Annotated in this window: 15 protein-coding genes and 1 riboswitch; of the genes, 2 read left to right on the forward strand and 13 right to left on the reverse strand. The window is 66.6% G+C overall.

Annotated features, from left to right (window positions below; all coding sequences use genetic code 11):
- Positions 1-14 precede the first annotated feature (14 nt).
- Together KYG_RS16885 and KYG_RS16890 are read right to left on the reverse strand one after the other, a co-directional pair.
- The gene (locus KYG_RS16885; protein WP_008906148.1) at positions 15-242 is read right to left on the reverse strand and encodes a SlyX family protein; all 228 of its coding nucleotides are present in this window, start codon (positions 240-242) and stop codon (positions 15-17) included.
- A 7-nt stretch (positions 243-249) separates the two neighbouring features.
- On the reverse strand, positions 250-1440 hold the full coding sequence (locus KYG_RS16890; RefSeq protein ID WP_008906149.1) for a PLP-dependent aminotransferase family protein: 1191 nt from the start codon (positions 1438-1440) through the stop codon (positions 250-252).
- A 188-nt stretch (positions 1441-1628) separates the two neighbouring features.
- On the opposite strand from KYG_RS16890, the gene nth reads away from it, so the two are divergent.
- Both nth and KYG_RS16900 read left to right on the forward strand, forming a co-directional pair.
- Positions 1629-2267, forward strand: coding sequence for an endonuclease III (gene nth / locus KYG_RS16895; RefSeq protein ID WP_008906150.1), 639 nt, complete (start codon positions 1629-1631; stop codon positions 2265-2267).
- 203 nt (positions 2268-2470) lie between these two features.
- Positions 2471-3604: a GGDEF domain-containing protein gene (locus KYG_RS16900; protein WP_008906151.1), complete on the forward strand. Its 1134-nt coding sequence runs from the start codon at positions 2471-2473 to the stop codon at positions 3602-3604.
- A gap of 59 nt (positions 3605-3663) precedes the next feature.
- On the opposite strand, the gene cobT is transcribed toward KYG_RS16900, so the two are convergent.
- The 11 genes from cobT to KYG_RS16955 all read right to left on the reverse strand — a co-directional run bounded on the left by cobT (position 3664) and on the right by KYG_RS16955 (position 18590).
- Positions 3664-4722, reverse strand: coding sequence for a nicotinate-nucleotide--dimethylbenzimidazole phosphoribosyltransferase (gene cobT, locus KYG_RS16905; RefSeq protein WP_008906152.1), 1059 nt, complete (start codon positions 4720-4722; stop codon positions 3664-3666).
- A gap of 369 nt (positions 4723-5091) precedes the next feature.
- Positions 5092-5286: riboswitch (cobalamin riboswitch) on the reverse strand.
- A gap of 36 nt (positions 5287-5322) precedes the next feature.
- Complete coding sequence (locus KYG_RS16910; RefSeq protein WP_008906153.1) at positions 5323-6234, reverse strand: bile acid:sodium symporter family protein; 912 nt, start codon at positions 6232-6234, stop codon at positions 5323-5325.
- Positions 6235-6270: 36 nt separating this feature from the next.
- Entirely contained in the window at positions 6271-8019 is a 1749-nt protein-coding gene (locus tag KYG_RS16915) for an AMP-binding protein (RefSeq protein ID WP_034695082.1), read from the reverse strand.
- Between the two features lie 441 nt (positions 8020-8460).
- Positions 8461-9927 carry a cobyric acid synthase gene (locus KYG_RS16920; RefSeq protein ID WP_008906155.1) on the reverse strand — a complete coding sequence of 489 codons (1467 nt, stop codon included), beginning with the start codon at positions 9925-9927 and terminating at the stop codon, positions 8461-8463.
- A gap of 35 nt (positions 9928-9962) precedes the next feature.
- Positions 9963-10355: a DUF3037 domain-containing protein gene (locus KYG_RS16925; RefSeq protein WP_008906156.1), complete on the reverse strand. Its 393-nt coding sequence runs from the start codon at positions 10353-10355 to the stop codon at positions 9963-9965.
- Positions 10342-11136 carry a HipA family kinase gene (locus tag KYG_RS16930; RefSeq protein WP_008906157.1) on the reverse strand — a complete coding sequence of 265 codons (795 nt, stop codon included), beginning with the start codon at positions 11134-11136 and terminating at the stop codon, positions 10342-10344. Before KYG_RS16930 ends, KYG_RS16925 begins: the two co-directional genes overlap by 14 nt.
- On the reverse strand, positions 11133-12209 hold the full coding sequence (locus tag KYG_RS16935) for an aminotransferase class I/II-fold pyridoxal phosphate-dependent enzyme (protein ID WP_050813886.1): 1077 nt from the start codon (positions 12207-12209) through the stop codon (positions 11133-11135). The genes KYG_RS16930 and KYG_RS16935 overlap by 4 nt, the downstream gene beginning before the upstream one ends.
- Positions 12206-13219 (reverse strand): adenosylcobinamide-phosphate synthase CbiB, encoded by a 1014-nt coding sequence (gene cbiB, locus KYG_RS16940; protein ID WP_008906159.1) that lies wholly within the window; start codon positions 13217-13219, stop codon positions 12206-12208. The genes KYG_RS16935 and cbiB overlap by 4 nt, the downstream gene beginning before the upstream one ends.
- On the reverse strand, positions 13216-14439 hold the full coding sequence (locus tag KYG_RS16945; RefSeq protein WP_008906160.1) for a Wadjet anti-phage system protein JetD domain-containing protein: 1224 nt from the start codon (positions 14437-14439) through the stop codon (positions 13216-13218). The genes cbiB and KYG_RS16945 overlap by 4 nt, the downstream gene beginning before the upstream one ends.
- Positions 14426-17935: an ATP-binding protein gene (locus KYG_RS16950; RefSeq protein WP_008906161.1), complete on the reverse strand. Its 3510-nt coding sequence runs from the start codon at positions 17933-17935 to the stop codon at positions 14426-14428. The genes KYG_RS16945 and KYG_RS16950 overlap by 14 nt, the downstream gene beginning before the upstream one ends.
- A complete protein-coding gene (locus KYG_RS16955) occupies positions 17922-18590 on the reverse strand; it encodes a DUF4194 domain-containing protein (RefSeq protein ID WP_008906162.1) in 669 nt (222 codons plus the stop codon). The genes KYG_RS16950 and KYG_RS16955 overlap by 14 nt, the downstream gene beginning before the upstream one ends.
- Position 18591: the final 1 nt, after the last annotated feature.

An 18591-nucleotide genomic window follows, 5' to 3' on the forward strand; every position in this document is an offset into this window, starting at 1 on the left:
ATCGAAAAATCAGATCAGTAATGCGGCGGCAGCTCGTCGCGCAGGTTGCGCGGGCCGTTCGAGCCGCCTTCGGGCGCCTGCTGGCGCAGCTGGATGACCTCGTGCGTCAACCGGTCGATCAGTTGCTGCTGCTGGTAGATGGTCATGTTCAGCTGGTCCAGCAGGTCTTCGGTAAAGCTGGCCTTGATCTCCAGGCTTTCGAGGCGCTGGAGAACGTTGGCGAGATCGTTGGTGTCGGACATGGAGGCGTCAGATCGCCTGGCCCAGGCGCGCCACGCCTTCGCGGATCTTGTCCACATCGGCCGTGGCAAACGACAGGCGGAAGGTGGCGTGGTCGGGGTTGGCGCAGAAGAAGGGCGTGCCGGGCACAAAGGCCACGCCCTTTTCAATAGCGCGTTTGGCCAGCACGTTGCCGTCGGCCACCTTGCCGCCCGCACCGGTGAGCCGCGCCCACACAAACAGGCCGCCCTGGGGCTGCACAAATTCGATGGCGTCGTCCAGGTCGTTCCGCAGCGCATCGCCCATGGCCTGGGCGCGTTCGGCGTACACCTTGCGCACGTTGGCCAGCGTGGCGGGCATGCGGCCGGCCTTGAGGTACTGCGCGGCCGTGGCCTGCGCAAAGGTGCTGGTGTGCGCGTCGCTGAATTGCTTGCACATGGTGGCCTTGCCCAGCAGCTCGGCCGGGGCAATCATCCAGCCCACGCGCAGGCCGGGCGACAGCACTTTGCTCAGGCTGCCGCAGTGCACCAGCAGATCGCGGCTGCCGGGCACGGTGGCCGAGAGGTTCAGCAGGCTGGGCGGAGGCGCGTCGCCAAAGTACAGGTCGCCGTAGGGGTCGTCCTCGACGATCAGCGTGTTGTGCTTGACGGCCATCTCCAGCACGGCCTTGCGGCGCTCCAGGCTCAGCATGGCGCCGCTGGGGTTGCCGAAGGTGGGGATCAGGTAGACGAACTTGGGTTTGTGCTCGGCGATGAGTTTTTCCAGCTCGTCGGTTTTCACACCGTTGCCGTCAATGGGCGCACTGATGAGTTCGGCACCGTAGAGGCGAAAGCACTGGATGGTGGCCAGGAAGGTGGGACCCTCCACGATCACCTTGTCGCCGGGGCTGATGAGCGTCTTGCCCAGCAGGTCCAGCGCCTGCTGGCTGCCGGTGGTCACGATCAGGTTGTCGGCCACCACATCTTTGGCGCCCTTGGCTGTCATGAAGGCTGCCAGTTGCTCGCGCAGCGGGTTGTAGCCTTCGGTCGCGCCGTATTGCAGCGCAGCGCCGGGCTCTTCGGTCAGAGCGGCATTGCTGGCGGCGCGGATGCCTTCCACGTCGAACATCGCGCTGTCGGGGAAGCCACCCGCAAAGCTGATGATGCCGGGCTTGCCCAGCAGCTTGAAGAGCTCGCGGATGGCGGAGGTTTCTACGTTGTTCAGGCGGTCGGCAAATTGCATGGCGTGGACAGGATGGTTGGCAAAGAATCACGCATTGTCGCCAATTGGCGAGCAGGTTTCCTGCGGCTTACACTGCGTCGGCCTGTGCGTCGGCCTGTTGCAGGCGCCGCCGTTGCAGCGCAGCGGCTGAACAGCGCACCCCTTGCCACCGCACGCCCTTCGACTCCCCACCCCCACCCAACCCACCGATGAAGACCGCGCAGATTGAACCCTTTTTTGCCACCCTGAAGGCGGCCAACCCCCTGCCCAATACGGAGCTGGAATACACCACGGTGTTCGAGCTGCTGGCCGCTGTGCTGCTGTCGGCCCAGGCCACCGACGTGGGCGTGAACAAGGCCACGCGCCGGCTGTTCCCGGTGGCGGGCACGCCGCAGGCCATTGTCGAGCTGGGACTGGAGCGGCTGGAGGGCTACATCAAGACCATCGGCCTGTACAAGAGCAAGGCGCGGCACCTCATGGAAACCTGCCGCATTCTGGTGGAGAGCCACGCCGGCGTGGTGCCCCGCACCCGCGAAGCACTGGAAGCCCTGCCCGGCGTGGGCCGCAAGACCGCCAACGTGGTGCTGAACGTGGCCTTTGGCCAGCCCACCATGGCGGTGGACACCCACATATTTCGAGTGAGCAACCGCACCGGCCTGGCGCCCGGCAAGAACCCTTTGGCGGTGGAAATGCAGCTGATGAAGCGTGTTCCTGCGGAATACGCCGTGGATTCACACCACTGGCTCATCCTGCACGGCCGCTACGTGTGCCAGGCGCGCAAGCCGCGCTGCTGGGAATGCGCGGTGAGCCCGTATTGCGACTACCGGCCCAAAACGCCGGCGCCCTGATCTCGGCCCATTAGCTACATTTTTAATAGCTGTCAGCGCTTTACCATAAAGCGCCAGCGGCCAAAAATGCTTGAAAATCTGGCTGTAACCACCGCCCCACACCAGCGTCACTCAAGGCCTTCCGCCGCAGCGGGCCGTGGCTATACTGAGCGCCGCGTAGAAACATTTTTTTACGCCTTTATCCCCCAAGCCCGCACCACTGGATGACGAACCTCGACCCGCGTTCCATGATTGCCCTGGGGGGCTTCATGTCCGCCGTCATGGCCATGGTGCTGCTGTTCATGCGGCGGCACTACCCGCCCAGCATCCGGGGCGTGGGCGGCTGGGCGGCAGCGCCCCTGATCTGGCTGGGCTCCACCTTGCTGTTCGGCATGCGCGGCGCCATCCCCGACTGGCTGGGCCTGGTGCTGGCCAACCAGCTGCTGGTGCTGGGCAACGTGACCTACTACATGGGTACACGGCAGTTCCTGGGGCAGCCCCCCACCTGGCGCACCTGGAACTGGGTGATGGCGGGCAGCACCGTGGTGTTCATCTACCTCACGTACTGGGCCCCCAACTACCCCGCGCGCGTGGGGTTTTTCACCCTGTTGATGGGCGTGCTGTATGCCGTGCAGCTGCGCTTCATGCTGCGCCACGGGGGCCGCAACTTTCCCGTGCGGCTGGTCGAAGTGGTGCTGGCGCTGCACATGCTCGTGCTGGCTGTCCGGCTCGGCTCCATCGTGGCCGGGAAGGCGGGCAGTGGCCTGATGGAAGCCTCGGTGTTCCAGACCCTCTATGTGGGCGCCTACGTGCTCACGGTGCTGATGCTGTCGATCGGCGCGGTGCTGATGGCCACCGACCGCTTGCGCACCGAACTGGAGCACCTGGCCACCTACGACTCGCTGACACAGGCCCTGAACCGCCGCGCATTGCTGCAGCGCTGCGAGGATGAACTGGAGCGCGCCCAGCGCTATGGCAACGGCCCCTCCATCATGATGCTGGACCTCGACAACTTCAAGGCCGTGAACGACACGCATGGCCACCAGCACGGCGATGCCGTACTGGTGCACTTTGCCGAACGCACCCGCCAGGTGCTGCGCCGTGCCGACCGGCTGGGGCGCTACGGGGGTGAGGAGTTCCTGGTGCTTCTGCCGGGCGCAGACACGGCTGCGGCCGTGGGTGTGGCCCAGCGAATCCACGCCACGCTGGCCTCAGGCCACCCTCTCGACTGCCAGGTGAGCATCGGCCTCACCAGCTGGACCGGGCCCCAGGAGACCCTGGACGCCATGCTATCCCGTGCCGACGCCGCGCTCTACCGCGCCAAGGCAGAGGGTCGCAACAGGACCGTGGTGGCCTGAGCGACGGGCCTGGACAGGCGCAGCCCTGCCGGTATGGGGCGATTGCGCGCCCCTCCGTATCAGCTCTTCGGGGTGGCTACACCCGCTGATTCAAAGCTCGCCATCTCGGCCAGCACGGCACAGGCCGACTGCAGAAGTGGCCAGGCCAGTGCCGCTCCCGACCCCTCGCCCAGACGCAGCCCCAGGTCGAGCAACGGCTCGGCCTGCATCTGTGCCAGCATCAGGCTGTGGCCCCGCTCGCCGGAGCGGTGGGCAAACACGCAGCGCTGCAGCACATGGGGAGCCAGGCGACTGGCCACGAGCACGGCCGCGCTGGTGATGAAACCATCCACCACAATCACGCGCCGCTGTGCGGCCGCCTCCAGTACGGCGCCCACCATGGCGGCCACTTCAAAGCCGCCCAGCGACGCGAGCGCGGCCAGTGGCGTGGTGGCATCGACGTTGGCATCCAGCGCCTGCTGCAGCACTGCGCGTTTTCGCTCAATGCCCGCCGCGTCCAGCCCCGTGCCCGCACCCGTGCAGTCGGCAATCGGCAGGCCGCACATGCGGGCCAGCAGCAACGACGCCACCGAGGTATTGCCAATACCCATTTCGCCCAGCAGCACTACGTTGCCGGGCAGTTCGCGCACGAGTTCGACGCCGTGCAGGAGTGCCCGGGCGCACTGCGCGGCGCTCATCGCCGGGCCGCTGCTGGCATCTTGCGTGCCGGGCGCCACCTTGCGCAGCAGCAGACGCGGCTGGTCGGGAGCGTTTTCACGCGGGGCAATATCGCGCGCCACGCCGCAGTCCACCACCGTGAGGGCCAGGCCATGCTGGCGCGCAAGCACACTCACGGCGGCACCACCAGCCAAAAAGTTTTCCACCATTTGCCAGGTCACATCACTGGGGAAGGCCGAGACGCCGCGCGCGGCCAGACCGTGGTCGCCCGCAAAGACGACCATCTGCGGCTGGCTCAGCGCCGGGGTATCGGTGCCCAGAATCTGCCCCAGCCTGAGCGCCAGGGCCTCCAGGCGCCCGAGCGAACCCAGCGGCTTGGTTTTGTGATCAAGCTTGTGTTGAAGGGCCTGGGTGATTTGCGGATTGTTCAGGTCGGTAACCGCGGGCAGGTGTGTGGTCATGGTGTGTTTTTGCTCAAGCAGGACTCGGCGCAGCCCGAACGGGCCTGCGCTGGAAGGTGGGATATAGCGGCGGGCCAGCCCGTCGCGTAGAAATGGGTTCAGGCGGCAGGGCGCTTGAAACCCACTGGGGGCACGCAGTGCGCAGCGGTGAGGCTGCGACCGGTCACCACGTTGGGCACGGGCGTGGGCAAAAACTGCCCGCGCCCGTGGCGGTGAGAAAAGATGGCGTCGTAAATAGCCCGTATATGGCGTCGTCAATGGCGTCGCGGGCTTCTTGTGCGAAGTCGCGAACGCTTTGCGCGGCTGGCGCTGGAGCGGTATTCATGGCAGTCCCCTGTGCGTGAATAGGTGGCGCGCTGCCTGGCCTTGCAGCGCGTTGGATATTCAGGCCGGTCTTCTGGCTTGGAGTCTTCTGGCCCCTGCGCCTTCCCGGCCTTGGGGGCCAGTGGCATTGAGCAGGGGTCATCATCCTTACAGCGTTGGGCACGCGGCGGATTTGCACCGCCTTCCCGATTCTCCCGTTGCCGCCAAGCGGCATTGGGCACCTGAAGCCGCGAATGGTAGCAGCCCGGTGCGCCCCATCCATTCAAGGACTGGATCTCAGCTCGCCAGCACCGAGCCGTCCTTGGCACGGTCGCGGGCCAGTGCTTCGGCCATGCTCTTGCGGCGAAAAAACACTGTCACGATGCTGGAGGTGATCACGATGAACAGCGAGTACAGCACCGGAATCAACAGCACCTCCTGCTGCATGGGGCCGGTAAAAGTGAGAGTCACGATCAGCACAGCCAGCGGGCCGTTCTGGATGCCGGTCTCCAGCGCGATGGTGCGGCTGCGGTTGGGGTCCTGCTTGAGCAGCCGGGCCAGCCCAAAACCCAGTGCGATGCCAAAGATGCCCAGACCGATGGCGGCAAAGAACACGTACCACGGCGTGCCGGCCAGCAGCATGTGGTTGCGCGGAATCCACGTAAACACCAGGAACAGGATCACCGCCACCCCCAGCATGCCACCCAGCAATTCAATGGTGGCGCCGATGTTGGGGTTGAGCTTGCGCAGCACCATGCCAAGGACGGTGGGCACCAGCAGCACAAACAGCACCTGTGCCACGTTGCCTGCCGGAATCTTGAAATCGCCGCTCAGCCCGGCCAGCTGCGAGTAAAACTCCAGCAGCGCGGGCACCATGCCCAGCGCGATCAGCGACGACACCGAGGTCATCATGATCGACAGCGCCAGCACCGCCTTGCTGAAGTAGGTAAAGATGTTGGAGGTGGTGCCGCCCGGCATGCACGCCATGAGGATCAGCCCGACCGTCAGGCCTTGCGAGAGGCCCAGCGCCTTCGCCAGCACAAAGCCCAGCAGCGGCATGATGCCGTACTGGCACAAAAGGCCCACCATCACGCCCTTGGGTTTGCGAAAGGCGATGCGAAAGTCGCGCCAGGTGAGCGATGCGCCCATGCCGAGCATGATGACGATCATCATGATGCCCAGCAGCTTGGTCTCGAATTCGGAGATCATCTTGGAGTACTCGTTCTCAGGGTGGAGGGGTGGGGCTCAACCCCGGTTCAGCTCTTCGGCCACCGCCCTGCGCAGGTCCTTGCGCAGCACCTTGCCGACGGGGCTCTTGGGCAGTTCATCGCGCACCACCACCAGCTTGGGCACCTTGTAGGCCGCCAGGTGCTGCTTGCAGTGGGCGATCACGTCGGCGGGCATCACTTCCTTGGCGTGGTCCGGGTTCTGCACCACGTAAGCACGCACCGCTTCGCCCGTCTTGGCGTCGGGCACACCGATCACGGCGACCTCCAGCACATGGTCCATGTCAGCGATCACGTCTTCCACCTCGTTGGGGTACACGTTGAAGCCCGACACCAGAATCATGTCCTTCTTGCGGTCCACGATGCGCATGAAGCCGTGCTCGTCCATCACGGCCACATCGCCCGTGGCGAACCAGCCGTTGTTCATGACCTTGGCGGTTTCTTCTTCGGCGTTCCAGTAGCCCTTCATGACCTGCGGGCCACGCACCCAGATCTCGCCGGGTGCTCCCGGCGCGGCATCCTGCCCCTGGTCGTCCACCAGGCGCACGTCGGTGCCCGGGGCGGGAATGCCGATGCTGCCGTCGCGCGGCGTGCCGGTCAGCGGGTTGAAGCTCACCACCGGCGCGGTCTCGGTCAGGCCATAGCCCTCGGCGATCGGCGTCTTGGTCAACTCGCGCCAGCGCTGCGCCACCACGGTGTGCAGCGCAGTGCCGCCAGAAATGGACGCCTTGAGCGTCTTGGGCGGATAGGCCACGAACCACTCTTCGTTGAGCAGGCCGTTGAACAGGGTGTTGACCCCCGTCATCCATGTGATGGGGAAGTTCTCCATGGCGCGCTGCAGGTTCTGCACTGGCCGGGGGTTGGGGATCAGCACGTTATGCCCGCCAATCGACAGAAAGCCCAGCAGATTGGCCGTGAAGGCAAAGATGTGATACAGCGGCAGGGCCGTCAGCACGCATTCCTCGCCCATGGCCATGTGGGTCTGGCCCATGGCGCGGGTCTGCTGGATGTTGTTCAGCAAATTGTCGTGCGTCAGCATCGCGCCCTTGCTCACGCCGGTGGTTCCACCGGTGTACTGCAGCAGCGCCAGGTCATGGCGGCCCACGGTTTCCCAGTAGGTGCGGGCGGGCGTCTTGGCCAGCGTGGCGCGCCCCTGGGTCAATGCATCCTTCAGCCGCACATGGGGCACCGAAACCTGCGGCAGCACCCGGTTCCAGTAGCGTTGCACCCCGCGCACCACCGCGCCCGGCACGGTGGGGAAGAACTCCGAAATCGCCGCCAGCACCACTTTCTCGACACCCGTCTTGGCCAGCACGGCGGGCAGCTTGTCGGCAAACATGTCCACCATCACAAGCACCTTGGCGCCGGCGTTGTTGAACTGGTGGATCATTTCTGTCTCGGTGTAGAGCGGGTTGGTGTTCACCAGCACACAGCCGGCCTTGAACACACCCAGGGCTGCCACCGGGTAGCCCAGGCTGTTGGGCATTTGCACCGCTACGCGGTCGCCCGCCTTCAGGCCCGCCACGGCACGCAGGTAACCAGCAAACGCATCGGAAAGTTCGTCCACCTGCTCAAAGCTCAGACGGCCATTCATGCCGTTGGGCACCACGCAACTGAAGGCGGCCTTCACCTTGCTTTGCGCCTGCCACTTCTTGCAGCATTCGTGGGTCAGTTCGGCCAGGTTGCGGTAGGGCATCGACTCCAGTTCCGGGGCAATGCCCACCTGCTGGTACGACGGGTGCCAGGGCCTTAGAGGCAATTCGGTCATGGAATGCTTCGCAGAAGGGTTGAAAAATCGAACGGTCGTTCGGAACTGGCGGATGTTAGCCAAGCCCGGCCCGGATTTCTGGAGTCCGTTCTCAGTTTTACGCCGGGGTTTTCCCGCTTGTGGCGAACGCGCGCATGGCCGGTCGCGGGCATACGACCTGGGCTTCTCTGAGGCCCGCCGAGTGGGGGAGAGCCCCACCCGCGCCCGTTACCAACGGCGGTTGAGCGCGCCCGAATCGACAACCCGGGTGACGATGACCCTGCGGGCTGTTGGGCTACCGATCACCCTGGTGTTGATGATGGCAGCAGATGTGTCGACGTCAACGTGGGGTGCGCAATTGCTTCTTTTTTGATAGCTGCTGGCGCTTGATGGATAAGCGCTAGAGGCTATTTTTATATGAGTTTCATGCGCCATGCCCCCAGGGGAGTGCCATCGCGGGGCTTACTCGGCGTCAGCTTGCGCGACAAGGGCGTCCAGCACACCGGGTTCGAAGCGCCGGGCAACGCCATCGGCCAGCCCATCAAACACAGCCTCCAGTGTGGGCGCATGGGCACCAAAAAGGGCTTTCAAAACAGCAGCGTCTTCCAGCAAACCGTGCAGGTACACGCCCAGCACATTGCCCGCCGGGTTTTGCCAGGCGATGCCGGGGATGACCTCGCGCGCCACATCGCCCTTGGCAGCCATGGCCGGGTGCTGGGCTGTCTGGCCGTGGTGGATTTCGTAGCCGGTGACGGGCACACCCGCCAATGCCGCCCACGCGCCCTGCACTGCACCCAACTGCGCCTGCGTGCGCTGCACGGTCTTGGCGACTTCGAACGTGGTGACCAGGGGCAGCAGGCCCAGGCCCGGCGCATTGCCGTCGATGCCGGCGGTGTCGATCAGCGCCTCGCCCAGCATCTGCAGGCCGCCGCACACGCCCAGCACCGTGCCGCCCTGCCCCGCGTGCTGCGCTATGGCCTGATCCAGACCCTGTGCGCGCAGCCAGGCCAGGTCGGCGGCGGTGGACTTGGAGCCGGGCAGCACCACCCAGTCGGAGGGCTTCAGCCCGCCCAGGTCTGCCGGACTGCGCGCCCACAGCAGACGCACGCCGGGCACGTTCTTGAGCGGCTGGAACTCGTCGAGATTGCTGATGCGCGGGTAGGCCACCACGGCCACCGTGGTGTGCACGGCGCCCGCTGACAACGTGCGGTCATCGAATACACCATCTTCTTCGGGCAGACCGTGGCGCCACTGCATCGGTATGGTGGCCACCGTGGGCACGCCGGTCAGGTCTTGCAGCAACTGCGGCGCAGGGGCCAGCAGGCTGGCGTCGCCGCGAAACTTGTTGAGCACAAAGCCATGGATCAGCGCACGCTCGTCCTCGGGCAGCAGCGCCCAGGTGCCGTACAGGTGGGCAAACGCGCCGCCCCGGTCGATGTCGGTCACCAGCAGGCAGCGTGCATCGGCATGGCGGGCCACGCGCATGTTGACGATGTCACTCGCGTGCAGGTTGATCTCTGCTGGCGAACCTGCGCCCTCGATCACCACCACGTCGTTCTCGGCACGCAGTGCATCCAGCGCTGCAGCGATCTGCGGCCACACCTTTTCGCTGCGGCCGCGCCAGGGCATGGCCGTCAGCTCGGCACTCACCTGCCCCATCAGCACGACCTGGCTGTGCGTGTCGGCCTCGGGCTTGAGCAGCAGCGGGTTCATGCGCACCTCAGGCTCGGCGCGCGCGGCAAGCGCCTGGAAATACTGGGCGCTGCCGATTTCGCCCATCACACCCGCAGGGCCAGGCACCACACGTGCGTTGTTGCTCATGTTCTGCGCCTTGAACGGCGCGACCTTGAGGCCCAGGTTGCTGTAGTAGCGGCATAGCGCGGTGGTGAGCCAGCTTTTGCCCGCACCGCTGGTGGTGCCCAGCACCATCACGCAACGGGCCAATTGGGGAGCAGAGTTTTCAGTCAAGGCAATGGGCGGACCATGCGGTCCATGATGTGTTCAAGTGCTGCGGCCGCATCGGAGCAGCGGCCCGTGTGCACGGGCGAGGTCTGGATGATGGCGCTGCGTTTGGCGGTGAGCCAGTGAAAACGCTGGCGGTACGGCAGGCGGGCGATGGGGCCACAGCCTTCGTCGCCCGCACAGATGGCCACGATGGCGGCCAGATGGCGGCGCACGGTGTCGATGTCGGCGTGCGGGTCCATGGTCAGCAGGCGCGCTTCATCGAGCGCGATGGCAGCCTGGAGAAAGCCGGTGCGCTGGCACGACAGGATCACGCCGGCGTTGATGAACTCTTCGCGCTCCACGCGCGGTACCACGCGCACGATGGCGTAGTCGTACACCTCAGGCGCGTGCATCGACGGCCTCCTTCAGCGCATTCACCCAGGTGGTGCGCCCGGCAATGCGCGCGCAGAAGTAGTCCACATAGGCTCGGCGGTGGGTAGCGGCTGCGGTCAGCAGGCCTTCTTCGTGGTCGGCACCGGCCAGCACCAAAAACTCGTCGGGCACCTCGGCCAAAATGCCGGTCACCACCTCGGGCGTGAGGCGCGCGGCCAGCTCGGCATCCACCTGCGCGAGCAGCGTGGCCCGGGCCAGCAGCACATGGTCGGCAATGGGCGCAAAGGGCTTGGCGGGCAGGGCCACCGTGCCGTTCCAGGCGTGGTGAAAGGTCAGCGCCGCACCATGGTCGATGAGCCAGGGCTGGCGGTGCCACATGAGCAGATTGGTGTTGCGCGCGGTGCGGTCCACATTGCCCACCAAGGCATCGAACCACACGAGGCGTGTGGCAAAATCATCGGACACCACATCCACCGCCGGGTCGAAATTGAGCGCGCCCGACAGGTAGTCCAGCCCCACGTTCAGGCCGCCGCTGGCGCGCACCAGGTCCTGGATCTCGGGGTCGGGCTCGGTCTGCGCCAGCGCGGGGTCGAGCTGGGCCAGCACGATCTCGGGCACGGGTAGGCCCAGCGCACGGGCGATACCGCCCGCGATCATCTCGGCCAGCAGTGCGCGCACGCCCTGCCCTGCGCCACGGAACTTGAGCACGTAGGTGCCCAGGTCGTCGCCCTCAACGATGGCGGGCATGGAGCCACCTTCACGCAGCGGCGTGACGTAGCGATTGACGGTGATGGTTCTCACGAGGTCTCCCCTGAACCGTTTGAAACTCTGTGCGGGATGGTACGGCCCGGCAGCGCCTGCCATGCGGCCTGCAGCGCATCTTGAGCAGCAGGCGCCAGCACCCCCAGCCGCACGGTGCCGGGCAGGCCGAACGATGTTGCATCGCGCAGCTTGATGCCGCTGGCGCGCAGCGCGGCCAGGTCGCTTTGCAGCTTGACTGAGACGGGCTGCGCGCAAAAATAGTTGGCCAGGCTGCCGGCGTGCAAGGCCCAGCCCAGGTCGGTGCACAGGGCCTGCTGGCGCGCCTTCCAGGCGCCCAGAGTGCGCAGGCTGCGCACCAGCCACTGCTGCACGGTGGCTTGCGTCCACGCCTGCAGCAGTGCCACACCGTGGGCGCCCACGGGCCAAGAAGGGGCCAAGGCCGTCAGCCCCAGCGCCTGCTCTTCACCGTCTGGCGGTGCAATCGCATAGGCGGCACGTACGCCCGTCAGCCCCAGGGCCTTGTTGGGGGTCCAGAGTTGCCAGCTGGCCGATGGCAGGTACGGCTGCGGTGCGCCCGTCCATGCGCCCTCGGGGTCCAACCGCAGGGGGACATACGCGCAGTCGAGCACACGCCTGGCAGCAGCAGCATCGCCCGGCCGCCAAGCACCCAGCGCGGGGTCTTCCAGCCCCAAAGGGCTCGACGGCTCGCACGCCCATTGCAGGCCTGCTGCGGCGCCGCCGCCCCGCAGCACCTCCAGCCCCCGCACCTGTGCGGCCTGCGCGTAGTCGCCATAGCTGTATTGCGGCACGGCGACCTGCACAGCGCCCTGCTGTGCGGCCAGCGCGGTGATGCGGTGGATGAACTCGCTGGCACTGGCCGCCAGCACGATACGCCCCGGCGCCACGCCATGGAAGGCGCCCAGGGCCTCGCGCAGCGCCGTGTAGGCCGGGTCGGGGTAGCGCGTGGCGTCGGCCGCCTGCACGGCGTGCAGCGCCTCAGGGCATGGCCCGCAGGCGTTGCTGTTGGTCGAGAAATCAAACACCGGAACGCCCGCAGCATCCGGCCCACCGTGCAATGGCACGGACGTGGAGAAACATCTTGGGGAGGTCATGCGTGCGCCCAGGCAACCCCCACCAGCACCAGTAGCTGCAGGCCCGCCACCACGGGCACCATCGCCAGCACCACCTGCGTGCCCAGGCGCGCGGCACGCCGCGTATCCAGAGGCCCCGCCCGGCGGCCCTTGCTGTGCAGCGTGTACACACCGGGCTTGGCCAGGCGCACGTTCAACGCCAGCGCCATGGCCGCCATGGGCCAGCCGCTGTTGGGGGATGGCGTCTTGCGCGCCTGGCGGGCCAGCGTGGAAAACGGCAGGCCCCTGGCGACCACCGCCAGCAACAGGGCGGTGATGCGGGCTGGCACCCACGACAGCACGTCGTCCGCCCGCGCCGCCCACTTGCCCGCCCATTGCCAGTAGCGCCCGCCGCGCATGCCGGGGTAGCCCCACATGGCATCGGCCGTATTGGCAAAGCGGTACAGCGCAGCGCCCGGCAGGCCCAGCAGCGCAAACCAAAAGAGCGGCGCTACCACGGAATCATTCAGGTTCTCGGCCAGCGACTCGATGGCCGATTCGCGCACCTGTCCGGCGGTGAGTGCGCTCACGTCCCGGCTCACCAGCCGGGCCAGCTGCGCGCGCCCGGCGGGCAGCGACTGACCCAGCGCCACGTCCACCGCCAGCACCTCGTCGTGCAACATGCGCCAGGCCAGCAGGGGTTTGAGCAGGAGCGCCAGCAATGCCATGGCAAGGAACGCATGGAGCATCAGCACGAGGTGCTGAATCCCCCAGGCAACTATCAAAACAATAGCTGCCAGCGCATACCAGACAAGCGCCGAGCGCCAAAAAACCTTGAAATCTCGGGCCACAGGCACTGCGGGCGCCAGGCGGTCGCCCCACCACTGCAGCGCCTTGCCCATCCACACCACCGGGTGCCACGCGGCGGGGGGCTCGCCCAGCAAGTAATCCACCGCCAAAGCCAGGGGCACCGCCAAGAGAAACGCGAGCCAACCTGCGGCCCACATGCCGGGCAACATTGCGGGCCACAGATCGTGCAACGGCATGTTCATTCAGATTCCCCGGTCGGCTGCAGCACGGACAGGGCCTGCTCAACCCAGCCAAACCCGATGCGTTCTTGCTCCAGCCGCAGGGGGGGCTCTGCCCGCACCCGGCCATAGCGCAGGTCGTCGTAAAGCGCGGATTCATGAGGGTGCAGCCGTGGCAACTCGCGAGTCAAGGGCTGGGGTTCGTGCCCCCAGTGGTCGGCATGGGCCAGCAAGGTGGCGCGGTCCATCAACAGCGACTGGGCCTGCGGCAGCGTGGCGCGCAGTTGGTCCAGGATGGCAAAGCCGTGCGTGTCGATGTCACCCCAGTAGTGCACTGCACAGTGCCGCAGCCAGGCCGCGCCCGCCAGCACCTCAAAACCGTAGCCCGCGCCAAACACCACCAGGCTGTCGGCAACCGGTGGCAGGGCCAAAAAATTGACTTCGTTTTCGGTAATGAACACCCGGCGCACGCGCGGGTTCAAAGACTCGAAAGCGCCTTGTGTGATGGTGATATCTGTGATGCCCGCCCCCCACGGCGCGAGCGCAGCCGCCCCCAGCCAGCGCAGCCGAATGCGCAGCGGCTTGTCGGCAAAACCATAGCGGCGTGCAAACTGGCCCACGCCCGTGGCCGCAGCGTCCACGGCCTGGGGCGGCAGGACCAGGTCCAGCAGCTCGGTCAGCACGCCCCGGTGCGCTTCGGTGAACTTGGTGTCCACGCCGGGCAGGTCCATCTGGCGCAGGTAGATGCCGGGCCGGGGGTGGGCCTGCAACCATGCCACCACGGCCAGCAGCCGAGGCCAGGCCGCAGCCAGCGCCAGGGCCTGCAGAGGGCGGCGCGCCAACCAGGGCAACAGCAAGGGCTGCTGCCCGGCAGTGGTGGCCACCAGCGCGGCAAAGCGGCGGGCGTCGGCGGTTTTGCCGATCAGGGCCAGGGCTGCGTCCAGGCTGTCTACCCAGGCAACGTCGGGCAGGCTGTGCTGGCCTACCTCGCGGTGACGCAGTTCGCGTTCTTCCAGCCGGTAGTGGCCTGCGCCTGCCCGCAGGCTGCTGGCCCAAGCGCGGGCCTCGGCAAAGCGCTGGGCCAGCTCGCTGGAGCTGGGCGCCACCACGCGCAGTCGGCAGGGGAAGACCAGCGACGGCGTGTCCACCGCTGCATGGCCAGCTACCAGCGCGGCCAGCAGCTCGCCCCGGTCCCAGCGCTTTTGCACCTGCGCGCGCAGGTCGTCCGGGCTAGTCCAGGCCATGGCCGGGCTCCGGGTGGATGTGGATTTGCTGCGTGAGGCCCTCCAGCCGCTCTTTCTCGGCCTGGTACTCCTCAATGCTCAGGGTGCGCAGTTGCGAGTCGCGCCCCTCTGCGTTGTGCACAAAGCCTACGCTGGACACAAAGGGCTCGATGATGTGAATTTTTTGCAGCGGCGTGACGATGAGCAGTTGTAGATTGAGCCGCTGGAACAGCTGCAGGCCATATTGCGCCGATTCGTCCGAGCCCCTGCCAAACGCCTCGTCGATGACCACAAAGCGAAAGCTGCGCGAACGCGTCTCGCCCCAGGCCAGGCCAAACTGGTAGGCCAGGCTGGCGGCCAGGATGGTGTAGGCCAGCTTTTCCTTTTGCCCGCCCGACTTGCCGCCCGAGTCGCTGTAGTGCTCGTGTTCGCGCCCATCGGCACGCCAGCGCTCGCTGGCCGAAAACACGTACCAGTTGCGCACATCGGTCACCTTGGCGGCCCAGCGGCGGTCAGGCTCGGCCAGGCCCGGGCGGCCGCGCAGGCGCTCGATGATGGCCTTGACCTGCAGGAACTTGGCCTCTGAGTACTGGCTGCCCTGCCCCGCCCCGTCACCGGGCAGGGTGCCCGACATCGCCCCCGACAGGCAGGCCGTAAGCTCGGCGCGAAACTCACGCACCTCCACGTCGCCCGTGGCCTGAGCCTCCAGCACGATGAAGCGCTCGGGGTTGTAGTCGATCTGGGTGAGCGACTGGTTGATGAGCGCAATGCGTTCCTGGATGGTTTCGCGCTCGCGGTTGAGCTGCGAGTTGAAATGCGCCACCTCGTTGATGGTGTTCTCATTGAGCAGGCGTTTGAAGTCGGCCTCAAAACGCGGCAGGTCGTCGGCGTGCAGTTGCTCCAGCAACTTGCGGTATTCACTGGCCGAAGCCACCGCCACGTCGATTTCCTGCGTCTCCAGCGCATAGGCGGTGTTGAATGCGCGCATGGCGGCGATGATTTTTTCCACCAGTTGCTGGCTGCGCCGCCCTTCGGCGTCGATGGACTTTTGCAGCGCCTCGCGCAGCTCGCGCTCGCGGGCGTCGCAGTGGGGCAGCGTGAGCGGCTGGCCGCCCAGCACCTCGGACAACAGGGTGTTCAGGTGCTCGGCGGCAGCACGGTCTGTAGGGGGCTCATCGGTAAGGGCCGCTTCTGTATCGCTGCGCCGGGTGCGAGCGTGGGCCAGGTTCACCTCGGTGCGGGTGCGCCGGTCGCGCTGCTCGGCCAGGCGCCCCTCCAGCTGGACCAGTGCTCTTTCCACCTCAGCCAAACGCCCGGTGAGGGTTTGCAGCAGGTCGGAGGATGCGCGCAACTGCGCCAGTTCGTCGTTCAGCCTCGCCACCTCGCGCGCAGGGGTTTGCCAATCCAGCTCCGCATAGTCGCGAAACTCCACCAGCTTGTCGAGCCAGCGCAAGCGCTCTTGCACCGACTGCTGCTGCGTCTGCAGCTCGGCAATGCGGGCGCCCACGCGGCCCAGGTGGGCCTCCAGCACTTTGGCCTTGGCCTGCAGGGCCGCCAGCTTGGCGGTGTTGCTCCAGCCCAGCACGTAGCGGCTGCGGTCGGCCAGCGCGTGGCGGTCGTCCTTTTCGTGGCGCTCGCCGCCCTTGATTTGCCCGGCGCGGGTGATGGCCCGGGGCTCGCGGCGAAACTGCTCTTGGGTGGTGCAGCACACCACGTTGAAGCGCTGCCACAGCGCCTGCTCCAGCCAGCCGTAAAAGGGTGAATCGGGTTTGATGGAGAGCTTGCGCAACAGGGCATCGGCGGGCAGCTCCGGGACGTCTGCAGGCCGCGTTGGGTGCACCTTGTAGTACACCAGCCGTCCGCGCAGGGCCGTCTGGTCCACCCATTCGGCCACGCGCGCATAAAGCGCTTCGGGCACCAGCAAAGACAGGCCAAAGTTGTGCATCAGCCGCTCGATGGCGCCTTCCCAGTCGCGTTCGCTGTCTCGCACCTCGATCAGCTCGCCCGCAAAGGGCATGCGGTCTTCGGGCACGCCCAGCGCCTGGCACAGCGCCGCGCGGATGCCGATCTGCCGCGCATCGATGTTGCTGCGGCGCCCGCGCAGGCTGTCGATCTCGGCCGCCAGCGCGGCGTGCTCCTGCCGCCCCTGGTGCAGCGCGGCGCCCTGCTCCACCTCTTCGTTGCGCAGCTCGTTGCTGCGAGCCCCTTCCACCTCACGCATGCTTTGGCAGGCCTGCTGCTGGGTCAGCAGCTCTTGCGCGTTGCCCACCTGCAGCAGGCCCAGCGGCTGGCGCAGCGCGTCGTAGCGCGCGGCATGGGCTTTGCGGCGCGTGCTTTCGGCCTGGCTGCGGGCCATGGCTTCTTCCAGCTGGGCAATGCGGTCGCCACCGCTTTGGGCAATGGCCGCGCGCAGTTCGCGCTCTTGCGTTTGCTGGCGGGCTTTGTCGGTCTCCAGCACCTGCACCTTGGTGTGGTCGCTGGCCAGGGCATCGGTGAGCTGCGCAATGCGCTCATCCAGCAGCGCCAGCTTAAGCCCGGCAAAGTGCGCGCGCAGCGCATCGCGGCTGGCGCGCTGGGTGTCGATGTGGGCCTGCACCTGGGCATGGCGGTCGCAGTCGGCCACCAGGGGGGTCAGCAGCGCCACCTGGTGCTGCGCCTTGAGCACCGCCGCATGGGCGCGGCTCAGGTCGTCAAAGTGGGCCATCAGGCTCTGGATGCGCGGCGCCACGTCAAAGGGCTCCAGCATGTGGTGGCGCACAAACTCAGTGAGGTTGCCCACCGACTTCATCGACACCGTCTGGTGAAACAGCTCCAGCGCCTGCTCGCCGAGGTTGCCAAACCGGCGCCGAAAATGCGCGCCATATTGCGCAAAGCTGTCAAACAAGGCCACACCGCCTTTGCGCAGCCGTGTGCGCAGCCCGGTGATGGCGCTGCCAAACTGGGCAAAGTCGTCGGTAATCGACAAGGCCTTGTCGGCCACGGCGTACAGGCGTTCGGGCTGCCCCTGGGCCTCCTTGAGCCAGAACACCTGCGCCAGCGTCACCGTCTGGTCAAACCCCGCGTTGTGAAACACCCCCAGGATGACCGAATAGCTGCCCGCATCGCGCAGGGCCACGGGCTTAGCGCTACCGCTGGTTTCGTTGCGCTCGGACTTGAAATGCCCCAGCACATAAGAGCGCAAGGAGCGCTCACGCGCATCGGCCCCGGCGGCCTTGTTGTAGGCAATGCGGTGCGCTGGCACCAAGAGCGTTGTGACGGCATCGACCAGCGTGGACTTGCCCGAACCAATATCGCCCGTCAGCAGCCCGTTGCGGCCGTCCAGCGCCAACGACCACACACGTTTGTCAAACGTGCCCCAGTTGAACACCTCCAGCCGCATGAGCCGAAAACCCGAGAGCGCCGCAACTGTGGGAGCCGCCGCCCGCTCCTGGGCCCCGCTCGGCCCGGCAGGGGCAAGCGGGGCCGCGGGGGCCGCCGGGTCGCCCGCAAACAGGTCGCCCTCGTCACTGCTGTGCATCGTCTGCCTCCGTCTGCGAGGTGCTCAAGTGCTGCTGGTAGGCCTGCAGGCGCTCGTCAAAATCGGCCAGCCACTGGGCATCGACAAAGGCCTTCAGGATGCGGCGCACCTCGTACACCGGTGCCTGGCCCGCATGGGTGGCCTTGAGGCGGCGCACAAAGCCCAGCTCAATCACTTTGTTCAGGTGCGTTTCGATCTGGTCGATCAGCCGCGCATCGTTGGTGCTGGCGGGCATGAAGATGCGCACCATCTCCACCACCTCGTCGCGCGCCAGAATCAGCCGGGCTTCGCCGCCGGTGGCATCCAGCTCCGCCAGCTTCTTGCGCAGCAGGGCCAGCAGCAGGCTGACGTGAAAACTCAGGGGCTGGCGGCGCACCAGGCGCGGCAACTTGGCGGCCGCCTCGTCCTCCTCTTGCACGCGCGAGCGCACAAAGGCATAGCCTTCGGCCTCGTCCACCACCAGGTCCAGCGCCAGCACCGCCACGTAGTCTGCCGCCCGTGCACGCAGCGCCTGCAGGGCGTCCCACAGCGCAGCGTCTTCGTCGCGGTAGACCACGCCACGCAGCAACGGGATGACCACGGCAGACAGATCCCACTGCGGTAAGGGGTTGGCGATTGCATCGATGGGCGCTGCGTCGTTCAGGTCGTCGCTCATG

It is taken from the genome of Acidovorax sp. NO-1 (assembly GCF_000238595.1).
GTDB lineage: Bacteria > Pseudomonadota > Gammaproteobacteria > Burkholderiales > Burkholderiaceae_C > Acidovorax.